At 63.0% G+C, this 24,162-nt stretch carries 20 protein-coding genes; 15 read left to right on the forward strand and 5 right to left on the reverse strand.

Annotated features, from left to right (window positions below; all coding sequences use genetic code 11):
* The first annotated feature begins 169 nt into the window (after positions 1-169).
* Positions 170-1,555 (forward strand): TolC family outer membrane protein, encoded by a 1,386-nt coding sequence (locus X728_RS162415; protein ID WP_023691095.1) that lies wholly within the window; start codon positions 170-172, stop codon positions 1,553-1,555.
* A gap of 15 nt (positions 1,556-1,570) precedes the next feature.
* On the opposite strand, the gene X728_RS1000000170065 is transcribed toward X728_RS162415, so the two are convergent.
* On the reverse strand, positions 1,571-1,945 hold the full coding sequence (locus X728_RS1000000170065; protein WP_196815045.1) for a hypothetical protein: 375 nt from the start codon (positions 1,943-1,945) through the stop codon (positions 1,571-1,573).
* Between X728_RS1000000170065 and X728_RS162410 the strand changes: the two genes are divergently transcribed.
* From X728_RS162410 to X728_RS162390, 5 genes are all read left to right on the forward strand, one after another.
* Positions 1,887-2,762, forward strand: coding sequence for a PopZ family protein (locus tag X728_RS162410; protein WP_023830601.1), 876 nt, complete (start codon positions 1,887-1,889; stop codon positions 2,760-2,762). The two genes, X728_RS1000000170065 and X728_RS162410, sit on opposite strands and share 59 nt — an antisense overlap.
* Positions 2,763-3,030: 268 nt before the next feature.
* Complete coding sequence (locus tag X728_RS162405; RefSeq protein WP_023830602.1) at positions 3,031-5,814, forward strand: valine--tRNA ligase; 2,784 nt, start codon at positions 3,031-3,033, stop codon at positions 5,812-5,814.
* A gap of 359 nt (positions 5,815-6,173) precedes the next feature.
* Positions 6,174-7,409 (forward strand): OmpP1/FadL family transporter, encoded by a 1,236-nt coding sequence (locus tag X728_RS162400; protein ID WP_023830603.1) that lies wholly within the window; start codon positions 6,174-6,176, stop codon positions 7,407-7,409.
* A gap of 289 nt (positions 7,410-7,698) precedes the next feature.
* Complete coding sequence (gene ilvD, locus X728_RS162395; protein ID WP_023830604.1) at positions 7,699-9,423, forward strand: dihydroxy-acid dehydratase; 1,725 nt, start codon at positions 7,699-7,701, stop codon at positions 9,421-9,423.
* Positions 9,410-10,234, forward strand: a complete 825-nt coding sequence (locus X728_RS162390; RefSeq protein ID WP_023667701.1) for a tetratricopeptide repeat protein — start codon at positions 9,410-9,412, stop codon at positions 10,232-10,234. Before ilvD ends, X728_RS162390 begins: the two co-directional genes overlap by 14 nt.
* A 256-nt stretch (positions 10,235-10,490) precedes the next feature.
* Here X728_RS162390 and X728_RS162385 read toward each other — a convergent pair whose 3' ends face one another.
* From X728_RS162385 to erpA, 4 genes are all read right to left on the reverse strand, one after another.
* On the reverse strand, positions 10,491-10,745 hold the full coding sequence (locus tag X728_RS162385; RefSeq protein WP_245260192.1) for a hypothetical protein: 255 nt from the start codon (positions 10,743-10,745) through the stop codon (positions 10,491-10,493).
* A gap of 116 nt (positions 10,746-10,861) precedes the next feature.
* Positions 10,862-11,656 carry an exodeoxyribonuclease III gene (gene xth / locus X728_RS162380; protein ID WP_023667698.1) on the reverse strand — a complete coding sequence of 265 codons (795 nt, stop codon included), beginning with the start codon at positions 11,654-11,656 and terminating at the stop codon, positions 10,862-10,864.
* A gap of 8 nt (positions 11,657-11,664) precedes the next feature.
* The gene (locus tag X728_RS162375) at positions 11,665-12,057 is read right to left on the reverse strand and encodes a VOC family protein (protein WP_023830605.1); all 393 of its coding nucleotides are present in this window, start codon (positions 12,055-12,057) and stop codon (positions 11,665-11,667) included.
* A gap of 4 nt (positions 12,058-12,061) precedes the next feature.
* Positions 12,062-12,409: an iron-sulfur cluster insertion protein ErpA gene (erpA, locus tag X728_RS162370; RefSeq protein ID WP_031194769.1), complete on the reverse strand. Its 348-nt coding sequence runs from the start codon at positions 12,407-12,409 to the stop codon at positions 12,062-12,064.
* A 76-nt stretch (positions 12,410-12,485) separates the two neighbouring features.
* On the opposite strand from erpA, the gene X728_RS162365 reads away from it, so the two are divergent.
* The 9 genes from X728_RS162365 (at position 12,486) to tatC (ending at position 24,136) form a co-directional block, all read left to right on the forward strand.
* Positions 12,486-13,700, forward strand: coding sequence for a deoxyguanosinetriphosphate triphosphohydrolase (locus X728_RS162365; RefSeq protein ID WP_023729964.1), 1,215 nt, complete (start codon positions 12,486-12,488; stop codon positions 13,698-13,700).
* 62 nt (positions 13,701-13,762) lie between these two features.
* Positions 13,763-15,526 carry an arginine--tRNA ligase gene (argS, locus tag X728_RS162360; protein ID WP_023830607.1) on the forward strand — a complete coding sequence of 588 codons (1,764 nt, stop codon included), beginning with the start codon at positions 13,763-13,765 and terminating at the stop codon, positions 15,524-15,526.
* Between the two features lie 3,008 nt (positions 15,527-18,534).
* Complete coding sequence (locus X728_RS1000000172190; RefSeq protein ID WP_348625621.1) at positions 18,535-19,143, forward strand: SPOR domain-containing protein; 609 nt, start codon at positions 18,535-18,537, stop codon at positions 19,141-19,143.
* A 133-nt stretch (positions 19,144-19,276) separates the two neighbouring features.
* On the forward strand, positions 19,277-20,296 hold the full coding sequence (nagZ, locus tag X728_RS162355; RefSeq protein ID WP_023830608.1) for a beta-N-acetylhexosaminidase: 1,020 nt from the start codon (positions 19,277-19,279) through the stop codon (positions 20,294-20,296).
* 174 nt (positions 20,297-20,470) lie between these two features.
* Positions 20,471-21,271, forward strand: a complete 801-nt coding sequence (locus X728_RS162350) for a ScpA family protein (protein WP_023667690.1) — start codon at positions 20,471-20,473, stop codon at positions 21,269-21,271.
* Positions 21,268-22,035 carry an SMC-Scp complex subunit ScpB gene (scpB, locus tag X728_RS162345; RefSeq protein ID WP_023830609.1) on the forward strand — a complete coding sequence of 256 codons (768 nt, stop codon included), beginning with the start codon at positions 21,268-21,270 and terminating at the stop codon, positions 22,033-22,035. The genes X728_RS162350 and scpB overlap by 4 nt, the downstream gene beginning before the upstream one ends.
* A 180-nt stretch (positions 22,036-22,215) precedes the next feature.
* A complete protein-coding gene (locus X728_RS162340; protein ID WP_023681650.1) occupies positions 22,216-22,437 on the forward strand; it encodes a twin-arginine translocase TatA/TatE family subunit in 222 nt (73 codons plus the stop codon).
* 86 nt (positions 22,438-22,523) lie between these two features.
* On the forward strand, positions 22,524-23,264 hold the full coding sequence (tatB, locus tag X728_RS162335) for a Sec-independent protein translocase protein TatB (protein WP_023830610.1): 741 nt from the start codon (positions 22,524-22,526) through the stop codon (positions 23,262-23,264).
* Positions 23,261-24,136, forward strand: a complete 876-nt coding sequence (gene tatC, locus X728_RS162330) for a twin-arginine translocase subunit TatC (RefSeq protein WP_023667686.1) — start codon at positions 23,261-23,263, stop codon at positions 24,134-24,136. Before tatB ends, tatC begins: the two co-directional genes overlap by 4 nt.
* Positions 24,137-24,162: the final 26 nt, after the last annotated feature.

Genomic DNA, 24,162 nt, shown 5'->3' on the forward strand with positions numbered 1-24,162 from the left:
GCAAAGACTCTGTCATGTTGGCTTGCGATTGAACAATCGTTGCTGATTGGTTAACCGGGGTTTCGGGAGGCTGTCAGCGGGGGAACGATACATCGACGCGGCGCTGGCCGATCCCTAGGGATGGGCTGGCGTGGCGTGGTTCCCGTGCAAAACGAATGAGGGATATAAAGTGCCGTCCTTAGCCAAGAGTCTGTTTGTTACTGTCCTCATTTCCGCGACAGCGCTTTCGCCGATAGCCGCCTCGGCGGAAACCATTCTCGGCGCGCTTTCCAAGGCCTACCAGAACAATTCCTCGCTGAATTCGGCCCGTGCCGGCGTGCGCGTCACCGATGAGGGCGTGGCGATCGCCAAGTCGGGCTATCGCCCGGTGATCACTGGTTCGGCTGATATCGATTACACCTCCAGGCACCTAAACGGCAGGAACGCGAGCCTGGCATTGACCACCGGCAGCTTCGGCGTTCGGATTGATCAGACGCTGTTCGACGGCTTCCAGACCAAGAACAGGGTCGCGTCGGCCGCTGCACAGGTGAGGGCCTCGGTCGAGGGCCTGCGCAACACCGAAGAGAACACGCTGTTCAACGCGGCGAGCGCCTATATGGACGTGATTCGCGACCGCCAGGTGGCGGTGCTGACCGAACAGAACCTGCAGTTTCTGACCGAGCAAGCGCGCGCGGCGCGCTCGCGCTTCGAGGTCGGCGAGGGCACGCGCACCGATGTGGCGCAGGCCGACGCGTCGCGTTCGGCCGCGGTGGCGCAGTTGAGTGCCGCCCGTGCGCAGGCTCTGGCCAGTGCGGCAACCTATCATCAGATCGTCGGCGACGAGCCGGGCAAGCTCAAGGCCGCGTCGCCGTTGGCGAAGCTGTTGCCGAGGAGTCTCGAGGCGGCGATCGGCATTGCATCGAACGAGCATCCGGCCATCCTGGCCGCCCTACATTCCGTCGATGCAGCCGGATTTGATGTAAAGACGCAGGAGGGTGCGTTGCTGCCGCAGTTGACTGCCAGTGCCGGCCTTTCCCATGTCTATCAAAATACCGTACCTGGCGCGGGGGATTCGGACGGCGATTCCAATGCCGCCACCGTCGGCGCGACGCTGACCGTTCCGATCTATTCGGGCGGCCGTACCTCCGCACTCGTTCGTCAGTCGAAGGAATCGCTCAGCCAGGCTCGCATCGAGGTGGATGTCAGCCGTGACTCGGTGCGCCAGGCCGTGACCTCGGCATGGACGCAATACATCGCAGCGCGTGAAAGCGTCGACGCTAATCGGCAGGTGATCGCGGCCGCACAGTTGGCGCTCAACGGCGTCATCGAGGAGCGCAATGTCGGACAGCGCACCACGCTCGACGTGTTGAATGCCCAGAACGCCGTCATCTCGGCAAAGATCGACCTCGCCAGCTCCGAGCGCGATGTGGTTGTAGCGAGCTACGCCATCCTGTCGGCCATGGGCCGCCTGTCGGCCGATCGCCTGGCGTTGAATGTGGTGAAGTACAAGCCTGAAGAGCACTACAGAGCCGTCAAGGACAAATGGATCGGGCTGCGTACGCCGGACGGTCGTTGATCGCGACTGAGCGGTTCAAATCCCGCCAAGATTGAAAGTATCGTAGCGCCGCGCTTCCCCAAGGATGCGCGGCGTTTGTCTTTTGTAGCCTAAATTGTTGAAATCCGGCGTCTTCCGAGATTGGGGATTCTCGGATGGCGATCCGTCGGCTACGCTGTCGCCATGATTCGTATCCGGCTTTGCCGGACAGGAATCCAGGAACGGGTCACTACAGCGCCACGCGTCCGATGGATGCGCAAAGGAGGCTGTAGAACTTTGATTTTGCGCCTGATCCTCTTCGAAAATCGAAGATCGATTTTCGGGATCATGCGCGGGGGCGGCGGATGTGACGATGGCGACGGCAAGCAGCGCACAGCGCGAACCTTCCATGGAAGAAATACTGGCTTCCATCAGGAGGATCATCGAAGACAGCGACACCGGCCGCAAGGGCGACGCCGATGAGTTGCGACAGGACCTTGTGCCGGCCGCCGGGCCTGTTTCGGATGTCGAGGCCTTCCGCAGCGAATTGCACAGCTCGACCGAAAGTAAGAAGCCGGTGACGCTGGCCGAGGTGCAGGCCCAACTGGCCGAGCCGGTGGTTGCGCGGCTGGAGCCGCGCTCCGAGCCGTCGCCAGTGAAGCCGGCCATTGCGGCAAATGCCACGACCGCCGCGCCACCCGCGCATGCTCCGATGACCCTGGCGGAAGTGAGCGCCAGGATAGCCAGTGAACCTGCCCCCGCCGTCGGGGCAGAAGCTGCAGTGCGGGCAAAGACGGAAACCACCGACTCGATCGTCACGGATTGGCGCCGCGAAATCGCGGCCGTTGGCAATCAGGAAAAACCGGCTGACACAGTACGGCGGCCCGAGATCAGGCAGCCGGAGACTGAAAATCGGCAGGCAGCAATCGCGGAGGTCGAGGCTTTCGAAGACGATCTCGCTGCCGAGCCGGCTTTCGAGCCTCGTCCTTCGCGCAGCGAGCACGCGCGCCCGGCCGATACAACCCCGGCCCGTCCGGCGATCGTTTCGGAACATACGGGACGGCAGGTCGCAGCCGCCTTCGGCGAGCTCTCCGACGCCTTCGCCAGCCGCAGCAAGAAGACCTTCGACGAGATGGCCGAGGAGATGCTGCGGCCGATGCTGCAGGACTGGCTGGACAACAACCTGCCGACGCTGGTCGAGCGCCTGGTACGCGAAGAAATCGAGCGCGTCGCGCGCGGCGCGCAATAGGCATCACCACAGCCCGTTCCGGATTAAAGCGCCGCCTTCGGGCGGCGCTTTCTCGCTGCAGGCCAGCGTCCGGCTGATGTCGCGAATGCGATCAGCTTCCCGTCGGGATCGCTGACGATGAAGGTGCGGGCATGGCCTTCCCGTTGAAATGACCAGGGCCCCGCCTATTTGCGTTGAAGGACTGAGGCAGCCCTCGCGGTTGACTTGGCCAAAACCTTCCGATTTACACCGGGTCAGCAAAACTCCCGACCGCGCGGACCACTTTCCCATGCTTGAAAAGACCTACGACGCCAAGACCGTCGAACCCAAGATCGCCAAAATCTGGGAAGAGGCGGACGCATTTCGCGCCGGCGCAGGTGCGGAAGAGGGGGCCGAGGCCTTTACCATTGTCATCCCGCCGCCCAACGTCACCGGCTCGCTGCATATGGGCCACGCACTCAACAACACGCTGCAGGACATACTCGTGCGCTTTGAGCGCATGCGCGGCAAGAACGTGCTGTGGCAGCCGGGCATGGACCATGCCGGCATCGCCACGCAGATGGTGGTCGAGCGCCAGCTGATGGAGAAACAGATCCATCGCCGCGATCTCACCCGCGAGGAGTTCATCGAGAAGGTCTGGGAGTGGAAGGCCGAGTCCGGCGGCGCCATCTTCAACCAGCTGAAGCGGCTCGGCGCCTCGGCCGACTGGTCGCGTGAACGTTTTACCATGGATGAAGGCCTGTCCAAGGCCGTGCTCGAAGTATTCGTCAGCCTCTACAAGGAAGGGCTGATCTACAAGGACAAGCGCCTTGTGAACTGGGACCCGAAGCTGTTGACGGCGATCTCCGACCTGGAGGTCGAGCCCCAGGAGATCAACGGCAATCTCTGGCACTTCCGCTATCCAATCGAAGGCGAGATTTTCGATCCGGAAAATTCGGCGACCTTCATTACCGTGGCCACGACACGGCCCGAGACGATGCTTGGCGATACGGCGGTCGCCGTGCACCCGGACGACGAGCGCTACCGGCATCTGGTCGGGAAAAATGTCGTGCTGCCGATCGTCGGCCGGAAAATCCCGGTTGTGGCTGACGAGTATTCCGACCCGGAAAAGGGTTCCGGCGCGGTCAAGATCACGCCGGCGCACGACTTCAACGATTTCGAGGTCGGCAAGCGCCACAAGCTGCCGGCGATCAACATCCTGACCATCGAGGCGGCAATAACGCTCAGGGATAATGAGGATTTTCTCGCCGGGCTCGACGTGACGCCGGAGCGTCAGGCCGTCTGGGACGAGCTCGACGGTCTCGACCGTTTCGTCGCGCGCAAGAAAATCGTCGAGCTGATGGAGACCGGCGGCTTCCTCGACAAGATCGAGCCGCACCGCCACGCCGTGCCGCATGGCGACCGCGGCGGCGTGCCGATCGAGCCGTTTCTGACCGAGCAGTGGTATGCAAACGCCGCCGAGCTCGCCAAGCCGGCGATCGCATCGGTGCGTGAAGGCCGTACCAACTTCGTGCCGAAGAACTGGGAAAAGACCTATTTTGACTGGATGGAGAACATTCAGCCCTGGTGTATTTCACGCCAGCTGTGGTGGGGTCATCAGATCCCGGCCTGGTACGGGCCGGACGGCCGCGTCTTCGTCGAGAAGACCGAGGAAGAGGCGCTGGGCGCCGCGATTGAATATTATCTGGCGCTGGAAGGCCCGTGGAAGGCCTGGGTCGAGGACAAGCTCGAGACCTTCAAGCCGGGCGAAATCCTGAGCCGCGACGAGGATGTGCTCGACACCTGGTTCTCGTCCGCACTGTGGCCGTTCTCGACACTGGGCTGGCCGGATCACACGACGGAGCTGAAGACCTATTACCAGACCGACGTGCTGGTGACCGGTTTCGACATCATCTTCTTCTGGGTCGCCCGGATGATGATGATGGGCCTGCATTTCATGCACGAGGAGCCGTTCCACACCGTCTATGTGCATGCGCTGGTGCGCGACAAGAACGGGCAGAAGATGTCGAAGTCGAAAGGCAACGTCATCGATCCGCTCGACCTCATCGACGAGTTTGGCGCCGATGCACTGCGCTTCACGCTGACGGTGATGGCGGCGCAGGGGCGCGACGTGAAGCTCGATCCGGCGCGCATCGCCGGCTACCGCAATTTCGGCACCAAGCTGTGGAACGCGACACGCTTTGCCGAGATGAACGAGGTCGCGCGCAATGACGATTTCTGGCTCAACGACGCCAGGCTGCCGGTCAACCGCTGGATCATGACCGAGCTGACCAGGGCAGCGCGCGAGGTCACCGAAGGCATCACCAGCTACCGCTTCAACGAGGCGGCGGGCGCCGCCTACCGCTTCGTCTGGAACCTGTTTTGCGACTGGTATCTCGAACTGCTCAAGCCGGTGTTCATGGGCACTGACGAGGCGGCCAAAGCCGAAAGCCGGGCCTGCGTCGCCTTCGTGCTCGACGAGATCTACAAGCTGCTTCACCCCATGATGCCGTTCATGACGGAGGAGCTGTGGGCGCAGACGGCAGGTGAGGGCAGGACGCGCGCAACGCTGCTGTGCCACGCCGCCTGGCCGTCGCCCGACTTCGAGGACGCCGATGCAGCCGCCGACATCAACTGGCTGGTCGATCTGGTCTCCGGTATTCGCTCCGTGCGCTCTGAAATGAACGTGCCGCCGGCGGCGATCGCGCCGCTGGTGGTGGTCGGCGCCAGCGCCGAGACTCACCAGAGGCTGGAACGCCATGCGTCCGCCATCAAGCGGCTGGCGCGGGTCGGCGACATCTCGCTGCAGGACGCCGCACCCAAGGGCTCGGCCCAGATCGTGCTCAACGAGGCGACGATCTGCCTGCCGCTCGGCAGCCTGATCGATCTGTCCGCCGAGGCGGCGCGGCTGCAGAAGGAACTGGCCAAGGTGACCGAGGAAATCGCGCGGCTCCACAAGAAGCTGTCGAACGAACGGTTCGTCGCCAGCGCGCCGGAAGAGATCGTCGCGGCCGAGCGCGAAAAACTCGCGGAATACCGTGATCAGCAGGAGAAGCTTTCGGTGGCGTTGACCCGGGTGCGCGACGCCGGCTGAGCGCCGGATTCGCGATGCCTGGGAACAGCGTCAAGGCAGGTCTTGTGCCAGAAAAACAGGCATTCCGTAACGTTAATGTTGACGTAAACGGAAAGATTGCGCCCCATTGTTGCCATAATGTAACAATGGGGCCTAATGCCGGTAAAACAGCCGGGTTTTATACTGTTTAGAGCGGTTTTTCATGATTTTTTGCGCCGATTGCCGCTCAAATGGCCATTTTCCGGCATGCTTGCGCGGCGCGCCACTTTGTCCGAAATGCGTTCCGCAAGTGCGTACATGTACGCTATTTCAATTCATTGTTGCACCGTTAACCCGAATTGGCTCTAGCTTGACGCACTGGAATTTCGGGGAGGACATCCATGAACAATTTGCGTTTGAAAACACTGCTGGGGGCGGGGTGTTTTTCGCTGGGCCTGATCGGTTCCGCGCATGCCGGCGGCATCGAGCGCGGTGGCTACGACATCGACCTTCTGTTTGACCCAGCTCCGTTCGCCACGGAAGCCGAGGCGACTTATGTGATGCCACAGCGCAAGCTCAAGAACGCGGTCGATACCGATCCGAGTGACGGCGATCTTACATTCCTGGGCAGCACGGCGAAAGACAGCAAGAGCTACTGGGTGCCGCGCATCGGCGTCAAGGCCGAGGTCGTCAAGGGCGTCGACTGCATGTTCGACTACTCGCAGCCGTGGGGCGCGCACACAAATCCGGGTCTGTGGGCCGGTGCCGAGTCCAACATGGAAACCGACATCAAGAGCAACAACTACGCCGGCACTTGTTCTTACAAGATGGATGCCGGCAAAGGCCAGGTTCGCTTCATCGGCGGCGTTTATTACCAGGAAGTCTATGGCTTCAAGGAAGACCTGGTGTCGCCGCTGGTACCGGGTTTCCAGGGAACCGGCCGTGTTGATCTCAAGGGCACGGGCTGGGGCTGGCGCGCCGGCCTTGCCTATGAAATCCCAGAAATCGCGCTGCGCGCCAGCCTCGTCTACAATTCGCGGGTCAAGCTCGACAACATCTCAGGCACGCTGGACTTGACGCATGTTGGCCTTGTCGTGCTGCCGATCTATGGTGCGACGCAGTACATGCCGGATACGGTGGAATTGAAGTTGCAGTCAGGCATTGCGCCCGGCTGGCTCGCCTTCGGTTCGCTCAAATGGGTCAACTGGAGCCTGCTGCAGAGTGTTCCGATTTGCGTCGTAGGTACTCCCGCTGCGGCATGCGTTACGGGTGATGCTCTGCATTCAGGCCAGATTACCTCGCTGGACCTGATGTATCGCGATGGCTGGACGGTTACGGGCGGCATCGGCCACAAGTTCAACGATGAGTGGAGCGCGGCCGGCCAGCTTTCCTGGGATCGCGGCACATCACACGGCTACGGCTCGCAGACCGACACCTGGACGTTGGGCGGCGGCGTCGCCTACACGCCTTCGCGCAATATCGAAGTGCGTCTGGCCGGCGCGGTCGGCGTGCTGACCAGCGGCCATTCAGGGGTCGTGAATGGCGACAACGGCTACCAAGCCGGCACTGACGTCAGCTATGATTTCGGCAACGATCTGGTCACGGCCATTTCTGGCGGCGTCAAGATCAAATTCTAAGCCTCTGAAAATTCACACAAAGGCCGGGCACTTGCCCGGCCTTTTTCGTTTGAGGCACGGTGTTGAGCCGTGCCGCCACGCGCCGGCGTTGCAAATCCGTCCCATCACTTTCGCCTCTCGCGATTGTGACGTTTTGGCAACAGTTCCCAGCCAACCCCCGCGCTACGGTCCCGCTCGACCAAATTGCCCATTTCCCGCCATAAACCCGGCGCACCTCGAATTCGTCTCGGGACACGCGCCAAAAGGCTCGGCCATGAGGCAGGCCGCGCCGCCCGCGGCAAGGAAGAGAATGGACGCCAAAGTCATCTTCAAGGCCAAGCTCCCTAGCCGCCATGTGACCGTCGGTCCGGCGCGTGCGCCGCACCGTTCGTATCTCTATGCCATGGGCCTGTCTGCGGCCGAGATCGCGCAGCCGCTGGTCGGCGTCGCCTCCTGCTGGAACGAAGCCGCCCCCTGCAACATCTCGCTGATGCGCCAGGCGCAGGTGGTCAAGAAGGGCGTTGCGGCCGCCAACGGCACGCCGCGCGAATTCTGCACCATCACCGTCACCGACGGCATCGCCATGGGCCACCAGGGGATGAAGTCGTCGCTGGTGTCGCGCGATGTCATTGCCGATTCGGTCGAACTCACCATGCGGGGCCATTGCTACGATGCGCTGGTCGGCCTTGCCGGCTGCGACAAGTCGCTGCCCGGCATGATGATGGCCATGGTGCGGCTCAACGTGCCGTCGATCTTCATCTATGGCGGCTCGATCCTGCCCGGCAGCTATCGCGGTCGCCAGATCACCGTGCAGGACGTGTTCGAGGCGGTCGGCCAGCATTCGGTCGGCACGGTCAGCGACGCCGAACTGCTGGAGATCGAGCAGGCGGCCTGTCCGTCGGCCGGCTCCTGCGGTGCCCAGTTCACCGCCAACACCATGGCCACCGTCGCCGAGGCGATCGGCCTGGCGTTGCCCTATTCCTGCGGGGCGCCGGCGCCCTACGAGATGCGCGACCGCTTCAATTTCGCCTCTGGCGAAAAGATCATGGAACTGATCGCCAAGAACATCCGGCCGCGCGACGTCGTCACGCTGAAGGCGCTGGAGAATGCGGCGACCGTGGTTTCGGCCACCGGCGGCTCGACCAATGCGGCTTTGCACCTGCCGGCGATCGCGCATGAGGCAGGCATCAAGTTCGACCTGTTCGACGTTGCCGCGATTTTCGAGAAGACGCCCTACATCGCCGACCTCAAGCCGGGCGGCAAATATGTCGCCAAGGACATGTTCGAGGCCGGCGGCATTCCGCTGTTGATGAAGACGCTGCTCGACCACGGCTATCTCCATGGCGACTGCATGACCGTGACTGGCCGTACTTTGGCCGAAAACATGGAGCATGTTGCCTGGAATGATAGCCAGGATGTGGTCCGTCCCGCCAACCGACCAATCACCCAAACCGGCGGTGTCGTGGGCTTGAAGGGCAACCTTGCCCCCGAAGGCGCGATCGTGAAGGTCGCGGGCATGACGGAGCTGAAATTCTCAGGTCCGGCACGGTGTTTCGATTCGGAAGAGGAATGTTTCGAGGCGGTCACGCACCGCAACTACCGGGAAGGCGAGGTTCTCGTCATCCGTTACGAAGGTCCGCGCGGCGGCCCGGGCATGCGCGAGATGCTGTCGACGACGGCGGCGCTCTACGGCCAGGGCATGGGCGGCAAGGTCGCTCTCATCACCGACGGTCGTTTCTCGGGCGCAACGCGCGGTTTCTGCATCGGCCATGTCGGGCCCGAAGCTGCCGTGGGCGGCCCGATCGGGCTCTTGAAAGACGGCGATGTGATTTCGATCGATGCAACCAAAGGCACGATCGAGGTCGACCTGTCCGAGGCCGAACTGGCAACGCGGGCGAAGGCCTGGAAGGCGCGCACGACCGACTATCAGTCGGGCGCGATCTGGAAATACGCACAGACGGTAGGGCCTGCCCGCGACGGCGCGGTCACCCATCCGGGCGGTGCCAAAGAAACACATTGCTATGCGGATATCTGAGTTGTTGAGGTCGTCTGTCCTTCCGGCACTGGTCGCTGTTGCGATCTTTGGCGCCGTGGGCCAGGCCATGGCCTTCGACGACAAGGTGTTCGACGACAAGACCGGCGTGAAGCCGCAATCGAGCCCATGGGCCGTGTTCCAGTTCGGCTTCTCCGCTTACAAGAGCGGCCACAAGGAACAGGCGGTCGAGGCCTATAAATACGCCGCCGAGAACGGCCAGATCGGCGCCACCTGGAAGCTCGCGCGCATGTACGCCGAAGGCGACGGCGTGACGCGCGACGACTATGCGGCCTTCAAATTCTTCTCCGAGATCGTCGATCAGGATGTCGAGCCGGGATCGCCGGAGGAAAGCTATGTCTCCGACGCGCTGGTGGCGCTGGGCGACTATCTCCGGACAGGCATCCCCGGCAGCCCGGTCGAGGAAAACGAGGTCGCGGCGCAGGAATATTACATGCGCGCGGCCGCCAATTACCGCAACCCGAACGCTCAGTTCGAGATGGGCCAGATGTTTTTGAAGGGCGAGGGCGGCGTCAAGGCCAGCGTCAAGCAGGCCGGCCGCTGGTTCCAGCTCGCCGCCGAAAAAGGCCATGCCGGCGCCCAGGCGACGCTCGGCAATCTTCTGTTCCAGAGCGGCAAGATCGTGCGCGGGCTGGCCATGATGACCGCCGCGCTCGAACGCGCCTCGCCGAGCGACCAGCCGTGGATCCGCGGCATGCAGGAAGAGGCATTTGCCGCCGCCGGCGAAGCCGACCGTCGCACTGCCATTTCGCTTGCCGACGACATCCTGACCAAGGGCGGCGGCGACCAGTGAAATTGCCAATCTCCCCCCTTGAGGGGGAGATGCCCGGCAGGGCAGAGGGGGTCGGTCCAAGGATCGCACGACCATCGTCNGGAGATGCCCGGCAGGGCAGAGGGGGGCGCTGTCCCGCTGGCATTTCAGTTGACTAAAGTTTGCCCGGGTTGGACTGAGAGGGTGAGCTTGTTTGACCGAAAGGTCGCGTTTCTTCGCGCCCCCCTCTGGCTTGCCGGCCATCTCCCCCTCAAGGGGGGAGATTAGCTCACATCCATCAGTTCTCGGTGAGTTCCGCCGGCGCCGCTCTGTGTACCGGCATCGAGATCGGCGTGACGTGCAGATGCGGCTTCATCGTGCTGTCGGGGCAGCTGTCGCCGATCTTGGTCCATGAGGTGTTGTTGAGCACCAGGTCGCAGCGGGCCATATGGCTCTTGTCTGAAACCGTCAGGCAGGTGACCTGGCCGACCTGGTAGGACTTGCCATTGGCCAGGCACTGCTGGTCGGCAAGTGCCGCTGCAGGGGAGGCCATGGCAAATGCCAGGCCGATTGGACAAAGGAGGAATCGTAGTGCCATGGAACCCCAGCCGCCATGCTGATCTCTGACTGAATGGCGCGATTGTGGCGACATCAGGGTTTCGGCTGATATCAAGCCGGCAGCAGCGCCAGATCGATCGCCACCGGCACGTGGTCGGAAGGCTTTTCCCAGGCGCGCACATGCTTTTCGATCGAGGCCGAGGAAAAGCGGTTGGCCGCTTCGGGTGACAACAGCAGATGGTCGATGCGGATGCCGTTGTTCTTCTGCCAGGCGCCGGCCTGGTAATCCCAGAAGGTGTAGACGTCGGCGGCATCGGTGACGGCGCGCACCGCCTCGGTAAAGCCGAGATTCTTCAGTCGCCGGAAGGCCTGCCGGGTCTGCGGCTGGAACAGCGCATCGCCAAGCCAGTTCTCGGGGAAGCGCGCATCGACCGGCTCGGGGATGACATTGTAGTCGCCGGCCAGCACCAGCGCCTCCTCCAGAAGCAGCCGCTGCTCGGCCCAGCGATGCAGCCGCTCCATCCAGGCCAGCTTGTAAGGAAATTTCTTCTCGTCATCGATGGGATTGCCGTTGGGCAGATAGAGCGAGGCGACGCGCAGCGCGCCCTGGTCGGTCGAGAACACGCCCTCGATGAAGCGCGCCTGCTCGTCGGCGTCATCACCGGGCAGGCCTCTGATAACCTCGTCGAACGGAAGTTTCGACAGTAGGGCGACGCCGTTAAAGCCCTTCTGGCCATGGGTTTCCACGTTGTAGCCAAGCGCCTCGATCTCGGCGCGCGGGAACTGCTCGTCGACCGACTTGATCTCCTGCAGGCAGACGATGTCGGGCTGGCTTTCGCTCAGCCAGTGGGTGAGGTTGCCGATGCGGGCGCGAATGCCGTTTATGTTCCAGGTAACGATTTTCATGGGCGGCCTCAGGGATGTTCGGGCGAAAGACGTTCGACAAGCCCGATCGTATTGCCTGCCGGGTCCTTTAGAAAGGCCATCCACTCGCTTTCCCCCGCCGTTCCGAACGTGCCTTCGATGTCGTTGTGGACGAGCGCCGGCGGTGCGGTGAAGGGAACGCCGGACGCTTTCGCCTCGGCGTGGAAGGCTTCGAGCCCGGCAATATCGAGATAGACGGTGCCGGCCGGAACGCCATCGGTGAACAGCAACCTGATATCACCGGCCATGATGAAGGCGATGCCCGGCGGATCGTAGCGGGCGTGAACGTTGAGGCCGAGCACATCGCGCCAGAAGGCCAGCGTCACGTCGAGATCGCGCCCGGCCGACAGTGCGACCTGACGGACCGCGCCGACGCCGGACATCTGCCTAGATGGAGAAACTGGTGCCGCAGCCGCAGGAGGCGACTGCATTGGGGTTGCGGATCTGGAACGATTGGCCCATCAGATCGTCGACGAAGTCGATCACCGAGCCGCCCATATAGACCAGCGACAAATCGTCGATCAGCACGGTGGCGCCGTCCTTTTCGATGGCGACGTCGTCGTCGTTGCGCGTATTGACCAGGTCGAACTTGTAGGAAAAGCCGGAGCAGCCGCCGCCCTCTACGGAGACGCGCAGCGCCGTCTTGCCGGCCTCGCCAGAGACGATTTTCGCGATCCGCTTGGCGGCGGACTCGGTCATCTCGACTTTCATGGCAGTCTTGGCATCAGCGCCCATGGGCGTCACCTTGCTTTCAGTTTCACATGATAGGTATGAAGCGGGAAGGGGCAAGTCAACTGCGGCGGCATCAGCCATGACAAATGAGCTTGGCGACATTGGGTTCGGCTATCGGCCGCGCGCGGCCTATGCCAGCGACCCAGCCAGGTCGCGCGGGCGGCTCTATGACGAGGTCGAGAGCCCGACTCGCACGCCATTCCAGCGCGACCGCGACCGTATCATTCATTCGACTGCCTTCCGCCGCCTGAAGCACAAGACGCAGGTGTTCGTCGCCCATGAAGGAGATCACTACCGCACCCGGCTGACGCATTCGATCGAGGTGGCGCAGATTGCGCGGGCTCTGGCGCGAGCGCTGCGCGGCGACGAGGATCTGGCCGAGGCGGTCGCCTTGGTGCACGATTTCGGTCACACGCCGTTCGGCCATACCGGCGAGGACGCGCTGAACGAGCGGATGGCCCAATGGGGCGGCTTCGACCACAATGCGCAGTCGCTGCGCGTGGTGACGCGGCTGGAGCGGCGCTATGCCGAGTTCGACGGGCTGAACCTGACCTGGGAAACGCTGGAAGGCCTGGTGAAGCACAATGGCCCGCTGACCGACGCCAAGGGAAAAGGGCTCAAAGGCCCGGTGCCGCAGGCGATCCGCGACTATTCCGAGTTGCACGACCTCGAACTCGACCATTTCGCCGGCATCGAGGCGCAATGTGCTGCGATCGCCGACGATATCGCCTACAACACCCATGACATCGACGACGGCCTGCGCTCCGGCTTCCTGACCTTGGACATGCTGGAAACGGTGGCGCTGCCGGGATCGATCCTGGCAAGCGTGCGCGCGCGCTATCCGGGCCTGGACGATGTGCGCACCGGCCATGAGCTGATGCGCCGGCAGATCACGATGATGGTCGAGGACGTCATTGTTTCCACCACCGCCAATCTGGAGCGCATCAAGCCTGACAGCGCCGAAGCGGTGCGGGCGGCGGGCGAGACGATGGTGACCTTTTCCGCAGACATGGCGGCAACCGAGAAGGATTTGAAGACCTTTCTTTACAAGCATCTCTACCGGCATGACGAGGTGATGCGCGTTCGCATTGAGGCCGAGCAGATCGTGCGCGACCTGTTCGATGTCTATTTCGCCGATCCGCGCGCCATGCCGGACGGCTGGCGGGAGGGGCTCGACCGGGCGGAGGACCGCATCAAGGCGCGCAGCGTCGCCGATTTCCTGGCGGGGATGACGGATACCTACGCCTTGAAGGAACACCGCCGTCTGTTTGACCATACGCCCGATTTAAGCTAGGGCGGGCGCGATTTGCCGGCCAATGAGCCGGTTCCCCTGCACAGTCCGCCAGAGCAAGACCCATGAACATCTTCGCCGATTTCAGCGCGCGAATCACAAAAGCCGTCGAAGCGCTTGATTTGAAAGACAGTAATGGCGTTTCGCCCGACCTGTCGCGCATCGCCGTCGAGCCGCCGCGCGACGCCAGCCATGGCGATCTCGCCACCAATGCGGCGATGGTACTGGCCAAGCCGACAGGGCACAACCCGCGGGCGCTGGCCGAGCGGCTGGTGGAAGTGCTGCGCAGCGACGCCGATGTTGCCGAAGCCGACGTCGCCGGTCCCGGCTTCGTCAATCTCCGGCTCAAGGACGCTTTCTGGCAGGCACATCTGACCGCGGTGCTCGGCGAGGGGCAAAACTACGGCCGCTCGACCATTGGTGGCGGCAAGAAGACCAATGTCGAATATGTCTCGGCCAATCCGACCGGGCCGATGCATGTCGGCCATTGCCGGGGCGCGGTTGTCGGCGACACGCTCGCCAATCTGATGGCCTTCGCCGGCTATGACGTCACCAAGGAATACATCATCAACGACGCCGGCGCGCAGATCGACGTGCTCGGGCGTTCGGCCTTCCTGCGCTACCGCGAAGCGCTGGGCGACGACATTGGCGAGATACCGGCCGGTCTCTATCCCGGCGACTATCTTGTGCCGGTCGGTCAGGCGCTGGCTGCCGAATTTGGCCGCAAGCTCTTGCAGATGCCCGACGATCAGTCGCTGGCAATCGTCAAGGACCGCACGATCGACGCCATGATGGTGATGATCCGCGAGGATCTGGCGTTGCTCAATGTGCATCACGACGTTTTCTTCTCCGAGCGCACGCTGCATGCCGACAATGCCAAAAAAATCCGCTCGGCGATCAACGATCTGACGCTGAAGGGCCATATCTACAAGGGCAAGCTGCCGCCGCCCAAGGGCGAGAAGCCGGACGACTGGGAAGACCGCGAGCAGACGCTGTTCCGCTCGACGACGGTCGGCGACGACATGGACAGGGCGCTGGTCAAGTCCGACGGCTCGTTCACCTATTTCGCCGCCGACGTCGCCTATCTCAAGGACAAGGTCGACCGCGGTTTCGTCGGCCTGATCTATGTGCTGGGCGCCGACCATGGCGGCTACGTCAAGCGGCTGGAAGCGCTGGCGCGGGCGATTGCAGGCGATGATCTGAAGCTGCAACTCACGGTGCTCCTGTGCAATCTGGTGAAGCTGTTTCGCGATGGCGAACCGGTTCGGATGTCGAAGCGGTCGGGCGACTTCGTGACCTTGCGCGAAGCGGTGGAGGAGGTGGGCCGCGATGCGATCCGCTTCATGATGCTCTACCGCAAGAGCGACGCGCCGCTCGACTTCGATTTCGCCAAGGTCACCGAACAGTCCAAGGACAATCCCGTGTTCTACGTGCAGTACGCTTCGGCGCGCTGTCATTCGGTGTTCCGGCAGGCGAGCGAGCAACTGGGCGAGGCCAATTTCGACCGCAACAGCCTGGCCGCGGCCTCGGCGTCGCTCACCGATGAGGGCGAGATCGGCCTGATCCGGAAGCTGGCTGAATATCCCCGGCTGGTCGAATCCGCGGCCCTTGCGCTGGAGCCGCACCGGCTGGCATTCTACCTCTACGATCTGGCTTCCAGCTTCCATGGACACTGGAATCGGGGCACCGAGAATGCCGACTTACGTTTTGTTAAGGTTAACGACCGACAATTGACTCATGCCAGACTAGGGCTGGTGCAGGCTGTTTCGGATGTTTTGACCTCCGGCCTGACGCTGATTGGGGCTGATGCGCCCACTGAGATGCGTTAGGTTTAACTAAAACACCTGTCACCATTTGCCCACATTGCGCTGGTAAGGGCCAACCCTACGCGACGTCCATGGCGTCCGAATGAGTGCGAGTTCGGGAACAATAATGGCAGACAGAACCCAGCTGAGAGTAGCCGACAACAACGACATCGCCGAAGATGATCCGTTCGCTGAACTGACCAGGATCATGGGTTTCGATCCGCGCCAGCCGGTCAAGCCGCAGGCGCCAGCCGTCGAGACGGCTGCGGACGAGGGCGATTTCGACATCGACCTCGAGAAGGAGTTGATGGGCGAATTCGGCGATGAAATCGGTTCCATGGAGGCCAGCCAGCCAGCTCCCGAGGTTCACCAGCCTGCCGCTGAGCCCTACGAACCTGCTGCCGAGATTCGCGAGCCGGCTTTCGAAACCACCGATGCCGCGATGGACGATGTGCTGGCTGCTTCGCTGGAATATGATTTCGTCTTCGACGATGCCGCCGATCTGGATTTCGGCGCTGCCCCGCAGGCTGCGGCTGCTCCCGTTGAACCCTCGGTTGCCGAACCTTGGTTTGCCGAGCCCGCATTCGACGAAGCTGCATTCGATGACGATTTCGACAATGCCGTGGCCAGTTCACTGGAAAACGTATCGCCGCTCGAAGACGACCTGCCGATGGATGACGAGCTTGCCGCTTCGCTCGAGCAGGGGTTGCTGCTCGATGACGATGCGACCGTCGCCCATGCCGCAGATGTCGCGCAGGTTGCTGCTGCGCCTGCCGACGATCTCGCGTTCGACGATGATTTCGACAATGCCGTCTCGATGTCGCTGGAAGACGAGCTGACGCTGGACGGTCCTGCGCCGGCGCAGGACCAGTATGCCGCGCCAGTAGCCGAGGCGCCGATCCATACCTTCGACGCCGTCGGCTCCGCCGACCACGCTGTTGCCGACGAGGATTTTGCGGGTCATTTCGATGACGCGATGGCCGATGTCGACATGGACTTTGCGGCCCAGGATTTTGCAGCCCAGGATTTTGCGGCCGAGCATTTCGAGCCTCAGGCTTTCGAGGCTCAGCCTGTTGAGGCCGAGGATCCGGAAGAGCGCGATCTGGATGTCAGCGATCTGCAGGCCAGCGCGCCGGTTGAGATGGATGCGCCGGAAGTGGACGAGACGCCGGCCTGGACCGTGGAGGCCAGCCCCTCTCATGAGACTGCGCACGAAGCATTCGACGATTTCGATCTGAGCATCGATGATGCGCTTGCCGATCACGAGCCGGTGGCCGAGACCGCACCCGCTCCGGTTCAGCCAACTCCGGTCGCACCAGCCTATGTGGCGCCTACCAATATGGCGACCCCGGCCGCTCCGGTCGCTGACGAACGGACGTTGGAAGATGAACTCAACGCGCTGCTTGGCGCCATGACCACACCACGCCCGGCGCCAGTCGCCCCGATTCCGGTGGTCACCGAGCCCACCAGGGCTGCCGCCATCGAGCCCACCAGGACTTATGAGCCGGTTGCCCCGGTGCAGCGGTCCGTCGCGACGCCGGTCGCTCCGGTCGATAATCTCGACTGGGACCTAGACGAACACGCGCCTGCTCCTCAGGAGGCCCAGGCGGACGATGCCGATTTCGACGATCTGCTTGCCGGCGAACTTGAAGGCCATGTGCCCGAGATCGAGTTCGATGATCACGCCTTCGACGCGGCGCTGGCCAAGGGCATCGATCTCGGTCATGACGATACGGCAGCACCGGTCGCTGGCGACTGGCGCTCGACGCCGCCGGAGCCGGCGCGTTCGTGGAGCCGCGTGACTCCCACCCCGGCCCAGCCTTCCTTTGCAGCGCAGCCGAAACCTTCTTTTGCAGCGCAGCCGCAAGCTGCTTTTGCAGAAAAGCCGTCCATGCCGCCGGCGGCAGCGCCAAGCTATCGCGACCAGCCGGTTGCCGCTGCTGCCTATGTGGCGCCGACGCCATCGCGCCAGGCGCCGCCTCAGGCCTATGACGAGATGCCGGATGTCGAGACGGTCGATGTGCCGGAGCGTGTGGTGGCGATTGCCGACGACCTCGACATTCCAGAACTCAGCTTCGAGCAAGACGAGCCGGCCGCCTATGACGACATCGACGCCGAATTCGCCGGCATGCTCAACGACATGAACGCGGTGGAAGTGGCGCCGCCCACTGCCGCACGCAGTGCCGGCTATGATGACGATTCCTACAGTTCCAGCTTCAGTTCGGGCCACGAGCTCGACCAGCGCGCCTATGCGGCGCGGCCAGCCGAAGTGCTTGCAGCCACGCAAGCTCACCACGCCGATGCCGCCGGCGGCTTCGACATGGACGATCTGCCCGGCAGCCAGCCGGTTTCGCAGGCCGACGATTTCGCGGTCGACGAACTCGACTACGATCCGGATCTGGACGAGGCAATGGCGGTGCCGGGCCTCGCCGAGCAGGAAGCCGCACGGCCGCGCAGGAGCGGGCTGCTGGTCGCGGGGGTCGTTGCTGCGGTTGCGATTGCCGGCGGCCTTGGCGCCTTCGCCTTGTCGTTCGGCGGCAAGGGCGGCAGCGATGCGCCGGTCATTGTCAAAGCCGACAACAGGCCGATCAAGGTCAAGCCCGAAAATCCGGGCGGCGCCGTGGTGCCGAACCAGGACAACAAGGTTTATGATGCGGTCGCCAAGGGCACCAAGCCGGCCGAGCCGGTTCAGGAGAAGCTGGTCACCAACACCGAAGAGCCGGTCGATGTGAAGGCGCAGGAGCCTGAAAGCCGCGTCGTCGATCTGTCGCCCGACGATACTGCCCCAGGCCCCGACGCTGCCGGCAACCCCGAAGCTGCCGTCAACCCCGACGCTGCCGGCAACCCCGACGCGGCTGTCGCGCCGGCGCCAAAATCCGAGGACCGCATTGCGCAGGTGCTGCAGGAAGCCGAGAAGAACCCCGATACGGTCGCCGTTGCCCCGCGCAAGGTGCGGACCATGGTGGTCAAGCCCGACGGCNGCCGAGAAGAACCCCGATACGGTCGCCGTTGCCCCGCGCAAGGTGCGGACCATGGTGGTCAAGCCCGACGGCTCGTTGGTGGCACGCGAGGACTCGACGCCGGCCGCGCCGCAGGTTGCGGCGACTGAGCCGCTTGACCCGGCGCCGCAGCACGTCGCCCCTTCGGCCGATGCCGAGCAGACCGGCACCGTGGCGCCTGCCGATCAGGCAAATAGCGACCAGGCAAGTGCCGAGACCGCCAAGCCGGTCAAGCCGGTGAAGCCGGCGGCTGCGCCGAAGGCTGAGACCGAGTCCGCCAACACGCCGCAGACGGTTGCCGTGGCGCCGCAGCGCCCGTCCGACCAGCCGGTCGACGTGGTCGGCGAGGTCAAGCCCGACCAGGTTGCCTCCATCCCGGCGACGGCTTCGACATCGGGCGGTTCGTGGTCGATGCAGATCGCTTCGCAGCCGACGGTCGAAAGCGCCCAGGCCAACTACGCCGACCTGCAGCGCCGCTATGGAAATGTGCTCGCCGGTCGCACCGCCAACATCGTCAAGGCGGAGATCGCCGGCAAGGGCACCTTCTACCGTGTCCGGGTGCCTGCGCAATCGCGCAACGATGCGATCAATCTGTGCACCAGCTACAAGGCTGCCGGCGGCAACTGCTTCGTGTCGCGGTAAGGCCGGATCCAATTATCAGAGCCGGTGCGTTCCCAAGGGTCGCGCCGGCTTTTTCATGTGGATGGGCGAGAGGTTGAGGCGCTTGCCGTCCGGGGAGATTCCCTTTGGCGGCGCGAAGCCCTAAACTGGTGGGATGACCGAATCAAAATCCATGATCCTCGGCTGTGCCGGGAAATCGCTGACCCGCGAAGAAATCCGTTTCTATCGCAATGAATGCCCGTGGGGCTTCATCCTGTTTGCCCGCAACATCGGCGAGACCGAGCAAATCCGCGATCTGGTCGCCGAAATGCGTGACTGTATCGGGCGCCCCGATGCACTGGTGTTCATCGACCAGGAGGGTGGCCGGGTGCAGCGCCTGCGGCCGCCGCTGGCGCCCAACTATCCCGCCGGCGGCGCGCTCGGCGCATTGTGGCGCAAGGACCATGATGCCGGCACCCGCGCTGCCTGGCTGATGGCGCGGCTGCACGCGTTCGACCTGTTGCGCTTCGGTATCTCGGCCGATTGCCTGCCGGTGCTGGACGTGCCGATCGAGGGCGCCAGCGACGTCATCGGCGCGCGCGCCTATGGCAAGGAGCCGCGCCCGGTCATCGAACTCGGCCGGGCGGCAGCGGAAGGGCTGATGTCGGGCGGCGTGCTGCCGGTCATGAAGCACATTCCGGGCCATGGGCGCGCCTTTGCCGACACGCATTTCGAACTGCCTGTGGTCGATGCCTCGCTGAGCGACCTGCAGCGGCATGATTTCGCCCCTTTCCGCGAGCTTAGCCATCTGCCGATGGCGATGACGGCGCATGTCGTCTACAGCGCCATCGATCCGAAGAACCCAGCGACCACCTCAGGCAAGGTCATCGACGAGATCATCCGCCGCGAGATCGGCTTCGACGGGCTGTTGATGAGCGACGACACCTCGATGAAGGCACTTTCTGGGGATTTCCCGACAAAGGCGGCCTCGATCCTTGCGGCGGGCTGCGATCTGGTCCTTCACTGCAATGGCGTTTTTGAGGAGATGGCAGGCATCGCATCGCGAACCACGGGACTTGAAGGGACGTCGCTGGAGCGCGCCAAGCGGGCGCTGACCTATATAAGGGATCGCGACCGGGCCGACGAAACCGAGATACGCGCCGAGTTTGCCACCTATTTCGATGCGGTGGCCTAGAGACGGATGATTTCAGGTCTGTTCGACCTGAAATCTGAATCCGTCTCTAAATTAGATAGAGAGAGCATGATGTCGTCCGAAAACCGCTTCACACTTTTCGGCATCATGCTCTAACCAGAGGTAAAGGAACAAGTGGCGGAAACATTGGACAGCAAGGCTGCGAAGGCCGCACCGATGGACCGTCTGTGGGCCGAGAACGACGATTCACGGGTCACCGGCGACCCGTCGCTTGTCGTCGACGTCGCCGGGTTCGAAGGTCCGCTCGATCTCTTGCTGCATCTCGCCCGCAACCAAAAGGTCGATCTGTCGCGGATTTCCATCTTGGCGCTGGTCGAGCAGTATCTGACCTTCGTCGAGACGGCGAGGGCGCTAAGGCTTGAGCTTGCCGCCGACTACCTGGTGATGGCGGCGTGGCTGGCCTTCCTCAAGTCGAAGCTCCTCATCCCCAAGCAGCCCGGCGAAGAAGGCGAAAGCGGCGAGGAACTGGCCGCGGTGCTGCAGTTCCGGCTGAAGCGTCTGGAGGCCATGCGCGACGCCTCGGCAAGGCTGGTCAACCGCAACCGGCTCGGCCGCGACGTGTTTGCACGCGGCATGCCTGAGATGGTCATCGTCGAGAAGCGTAACGCCTATTCGGCCTCGCTCTACGATTTGCTCACCGCCTATGCGCAGCAGCGCCAGAAACAGGCGATCACCAATGTGACAATTGCCCGGCGTGGCGTGTGGTCGCTCAAGGATGCGCGCGATATCCTGACCCGGCTGATCGGCTCGCTGCGCGACTGGACGGCGCTGGACAGCTATCTGATCAATTACCTGACCAGCCCGGACGAACGGCGTACCGCGATTGCCAGCTCGTTTGCGGCGTCGCTGGAACTGGTGCGCGAAGGCAGCATCGAGATGCGACAGGACCAGGTGTTCGCGCCGCTCTATCTGCGCGGCCGCGCGCAACCAATCAAGGCAGTCGAGGTGGCATCATGAGCGAACGCGCCAACGCTTCGGTCATTCCGTTCAAGGTCGAAGAAGAGACCGAGGAGGGCATTATCGCCCAGGACCCGACTGATACCCTGCTTCTGAATCCTGGCGAACGGCTGCATATGGTCGAAGCCATACGCATGGCCGAGGCGATCGTGTTCGCCAGCGCCGAGCCGGTCAGCGAAAAGCAGCTCGCAGCCAGATTGCCCGATGGCATCAGCATTGCCGCTGCCATGGCTGAGCTGCAGCAGATCTATGCGCGGCGCGGCGTCAATCTGGTTCGGGTCGGCGATGCCTGGGCGTTCCGTACCGCCGGCGATCTCGCCTTCCTGATGAGCCGCGACACGGTGCAGCAGCGCAAGCTGTCGCGCGCCGCGCTCGAAGTGCTGGCGATCATCGCCTACCACCAGCCGGTGACGCGCGCCGAGATCGAGGACATCAGAGGCGTCGAGACCTCGAAGGGCACGCTGGATACGCTGCTCGAAACGGAATGGGTGCGCATGCGCGGCCGCCGCCGTACGCCCGGCCGTCCCGTCACCTACGGCACGACAGACACTTTCCTCGACCATTTCGCACTGGAGGAGATCCGCGATCTTCCCGGGATGGACGAACTGAAGGGGGCAGGGCTGCTCTCCGGCCGCATGCCGTCGAATTTCGCCATCCCGTTGCCGCCGGCCGATCCGGACGCGCTGACCGAGGACGAGGATGCGTTGACCGACATCGATCTCGAGGAACTCGGCCTGCTGACGCCGCGCGTCACGGAAGATTGACCGCAAGCCGCTGTCAAAAAGCTGCATTGCTGCGGTAGATGCGCCGATTGGTAGCGGGCAGCTTTGCCGAAAATGCGTGACATAAGCCGCGCCTTCATAAACTTTGTCGCTGTTGTGTTTGAATCCCAACGCGAAAACGCATAGATCATCGCCAGGGAAAACATTCGAGAGAGAGTTACAATGGGTTCATTTTCGATTTGGCACTGGATGATCGTGCTGGTGATCGTGCTGCTGGTGTTCGGCCGCGGCAAGATACCCGAGCTGATGGGCGACATGGCCAAGGGCATCAAGAGCTTCAAGAAGGGCATGGCCGACGACGATACCGCCGAAGACAAGCGCACCGTCGAGCACCGCCCGGATGAGACCGTTTCGGCAGTGAAGGAAAAGGCCAGCAAGAGCTGAGCCGAAGGTTGTTGCTTTTGTGCAAGTCGTTGTCCCAAAACCGCTTCGCACTTTTGGGCGACAAGCACTAGTCGGAACTGATTGCCATGTTTGAAGTCGGCTGGACCGAAATGCTGGTGATCGCGATCGTCATGATCGTGGTCGTCGGACCCAAGGATTTGCCCAATATGCTGCGCACCTTCGGCCGCACGACGGCGAAGCTGCGTGCCATGGCCTCCGACTTCCAGAAGCAGTTCAACGAGGCGTTGAAGGAAGCCGAGCTCGACGACGTCAAGAAGTCTGTCGATACGCTGCGCGGCCTCAATCCGGCGGCCGAGATTCGCAAGCAGCTCAATCCGTTCGAACAGGCGGCAGCCGAGGTTCGCTCCGGCGTCGATGCGGTGATGAAGCCAAAGCCCGCCGTCGACCCCTCAACGCCCGCGGCAGAAACACCACAGCCGGCTGAGCCGCTCAAGAACGGCGCGACGGTGATGCCGGGTCTCAACGGACCGGAAACAGCGCCGGCGGCGCCGATCCTTCCGGCGATGACCGATCAGGCGGTGGTGACACCGGCTGCAGCAACAGCAGCGCCACGAAACGCGCGCGCCAAGAAGGCCGCGGCATCAAAGGCCCCGGCAACCAAAACAGCGGCAGCCAAGGCAGCACCGGCAAAGCCGGCGCCTGCGGCGAAGGTTGCGGCCAAGCCGTCAGCGGCGCCCGCCAAGGCTGCACCTGGAAAAGCCGCCACCAAGCCCGCTGCTGCACCGAAGGCAGTCACAAAGGCTGAGCCGAAGCCTGCGCCGGCCAAGAATCCCGCGCCCAAGAAGACGGCGGGGGCCGCCAAGTGAGCATTACGGACAGCGAAAAGGACGAGATCGAGAAGTCGTCGGCTCCGCTGATGGAGCATCTGATCGAACTGCGCCGCCGGCTGATCTGGTCGATCGGCGGTTTCTTCGTCGCCTTCCTCGTCTGCTTCTTCTTCGCCAAGAAGCTGTTCAATCTTTTGGTCGTTCCGTTCAAATGGGCCACGCAGTGGGCCGGGCTCGATCCGCACAAGGTCGAGCTGATCTATACGGCGCCGCAGGAATTCTTCTTCACCCAAGTCAAGCTCGCCATGTTCGGCGGCATGGTCATCGCCTTTCCGCTGATCGCCACGCAGATCTACAAATTCATCGCGCCAGGCCTCTACAAGAACGAACGCAACGCCTTCCTGCCGTTCCTGATCGCATCGCCGATCCTGTTCCTGATGGGAGCGTCGCTGGTCTATTTCTTCTTCACGCCGATGGTGATGTGGTTCTTCCTCGCCATGCAGCAGGCCGGCACCGACGACCAGGTGCAGATTTCGCTGCTGCCGAAAGTGTCGGAATATCTCAGCCTGATCATGACGCTGATCTTCTCTTTCGGCCTGGTGTTCCAGCTGCCGGTGGTGACCAGCCTGATGACGCGCGTCGGCATGCTGTCGTCGAAGGCGCTGGCCGAGAAGCGCAAATGGGCGATCGTCATCGCCTTCGTCGTCGCGGCGGTGCTGACGCCGCCTGATCCGATGAGCCAGATCGGTTTGGCCATCCCGACCATCCTGCTCTACGAGGTGTCGATCTGGGCGGCCCGGCTGATCGAGCGCGATCAGGTCAAGCAGAAGCTGGCGCGCGAGAAGCAGGAAGCCGCCGAAGCCGTGGCCGAAAAGGCGGCGGACGCGTCCTCAAAGCAGGCTCGTTCATAGGCTGTCGCGTTCGGGTATCCGCGTTA

This window comes from Mesorhizobium sp. L103C119B0 (assembly GCF_000502235.1).
Classification (GTDB): domain Bacteria; phylum Pseudomonadota; class Alphaproteobacteria; order Rhizobiales; family Rhizobiaceae; genus Mesorhizobium.

Excerpts from the sequence above, each read along its gene's own strand:
- X728_RS162410 (WP_023830601.1), top strand. The coding sequence starts at position 1,887 with ATGGCGACGGCAAGCAGCGCACAGCGCGAACCTTCCATGGAAGAAATA.
- X728_RS162390 (WP_023667701.1), top strand. The coding sequence starts at position 9,410 with ATGCGGATATCTGAGTTGTTGAGGTCGTCTGTCCTTCCGGCACTGGTC.
- X728_RS162365 (WP_023729964.1), top strand. The coding sequence starts at position 12,486 with ATGACAAATGAGCTTGGCGACATTGGGTTCGGCTATCGGCCGCGCGCG.
- nagZ (WP_023830608.1), top strand. The coding sequence starts at position 19,277 with ATGACCGAATCAAAATCCATGATCCTCGGCTGTGCCGGGAAATCGCTG.
- X728_RS162385 (WP_245260192.1), bottom strand. The coding sequence starts at position 10,745 with ATGGCCTCCCCTGCAGCGGCACTTGCCGACCAGCAGTGCCTGGCCAAT.
- X728_RS162375 (WP_023830605.1), bottom strand. The coding sequence starts at position 12,057 with ATGTCCGGCGTCGGCGCGGTCCGTCAGGTCGCACTGTCGGCCGGGCGC.
- erpA (WP_031194769.1), bottom strand. The coding sequence starts at position 12,409 with ATGGGCGCTGATGCCAAGACTGCCATGAAAGTCGAGATGACCGAGTCC.
- X728_RS1000000170065 (WP_196815045.1), bottom strand. The coding sequence starts at position 1,945 with ATGGAAGCCAGTATTTCTTCCATGGAAGGTTCGCGCTGTGCGCTGCTT.
- X728_RS162350 (WP_023667690.1), top strand. The coding sequence starts at position 20,471 with ATGGACCGTCTGTGGGCCGAGAACGACGATTCACGGGTCACCGGCGAC.
- xth (WP_023667698.1), bottom strand. The coding sequence starts at position 11,656 with ATGAAAATCGTTACCTGGAACATAAACGGCATTCGCGCCCGCATCGGC.
- tatB (WP_023830610.1), top strand. The coding sequence starts at position 22,524 with ATGTTTGAAGTCGGCTGGACCGAAATGCTGGTGATCGCGATCGTCATG.
- X728_RS1000000172190 (WP_348625621.1), top strand. The coding sequence starts at position 18,535 with ATGGTGGTCAAGCCCGACGGCTCGTTGGTGGCACGCGAGGACTCGACG.
- X728_RS162400 (WP_023830603.1), top strand. The coding sequence starts at position 6,174 with ATGAACAATTTGCGTTTGAAAACACTGCTGGGGGCGGGGTGTTTTTCG.
- scpB (WP_023830609.1), top strand. The coding sequence starts at position 21,268 with ATGAGCGAACGCGCCAACGCTTCGGTCATTCCGTTCAAGGTCGAAGAA.
- ilvD (WP_023830604.1), top strand. The coding sequence starts at position 7,699 with ATGGACGCCAAAGTCATCTTCAAGGCCAAGCTCCCTAGCCGCCATGTG.
- X728_RS162405 (WP_023830602.1), top strand. The coding sequence starts at position 3,031 with ATGCTTGAAAAGACCTACGACGCCAAGACCGTCGAACCCAAGATCGCC.
- argS (WP_023830607.1), top strand. The coding sequence starts at position 13,763 with ATGAACATCTTCGCCGATTTCAGCGCGCGAATCACAAAAGCCGTCGAA.
- X728_RS162340 (WP_023681650.1), top strand. The coding sequence starts at position 22,216 with ATGGGTTCATTTTCGATTTGGCACTGGATGATCGTGCTGGTGATCGTG.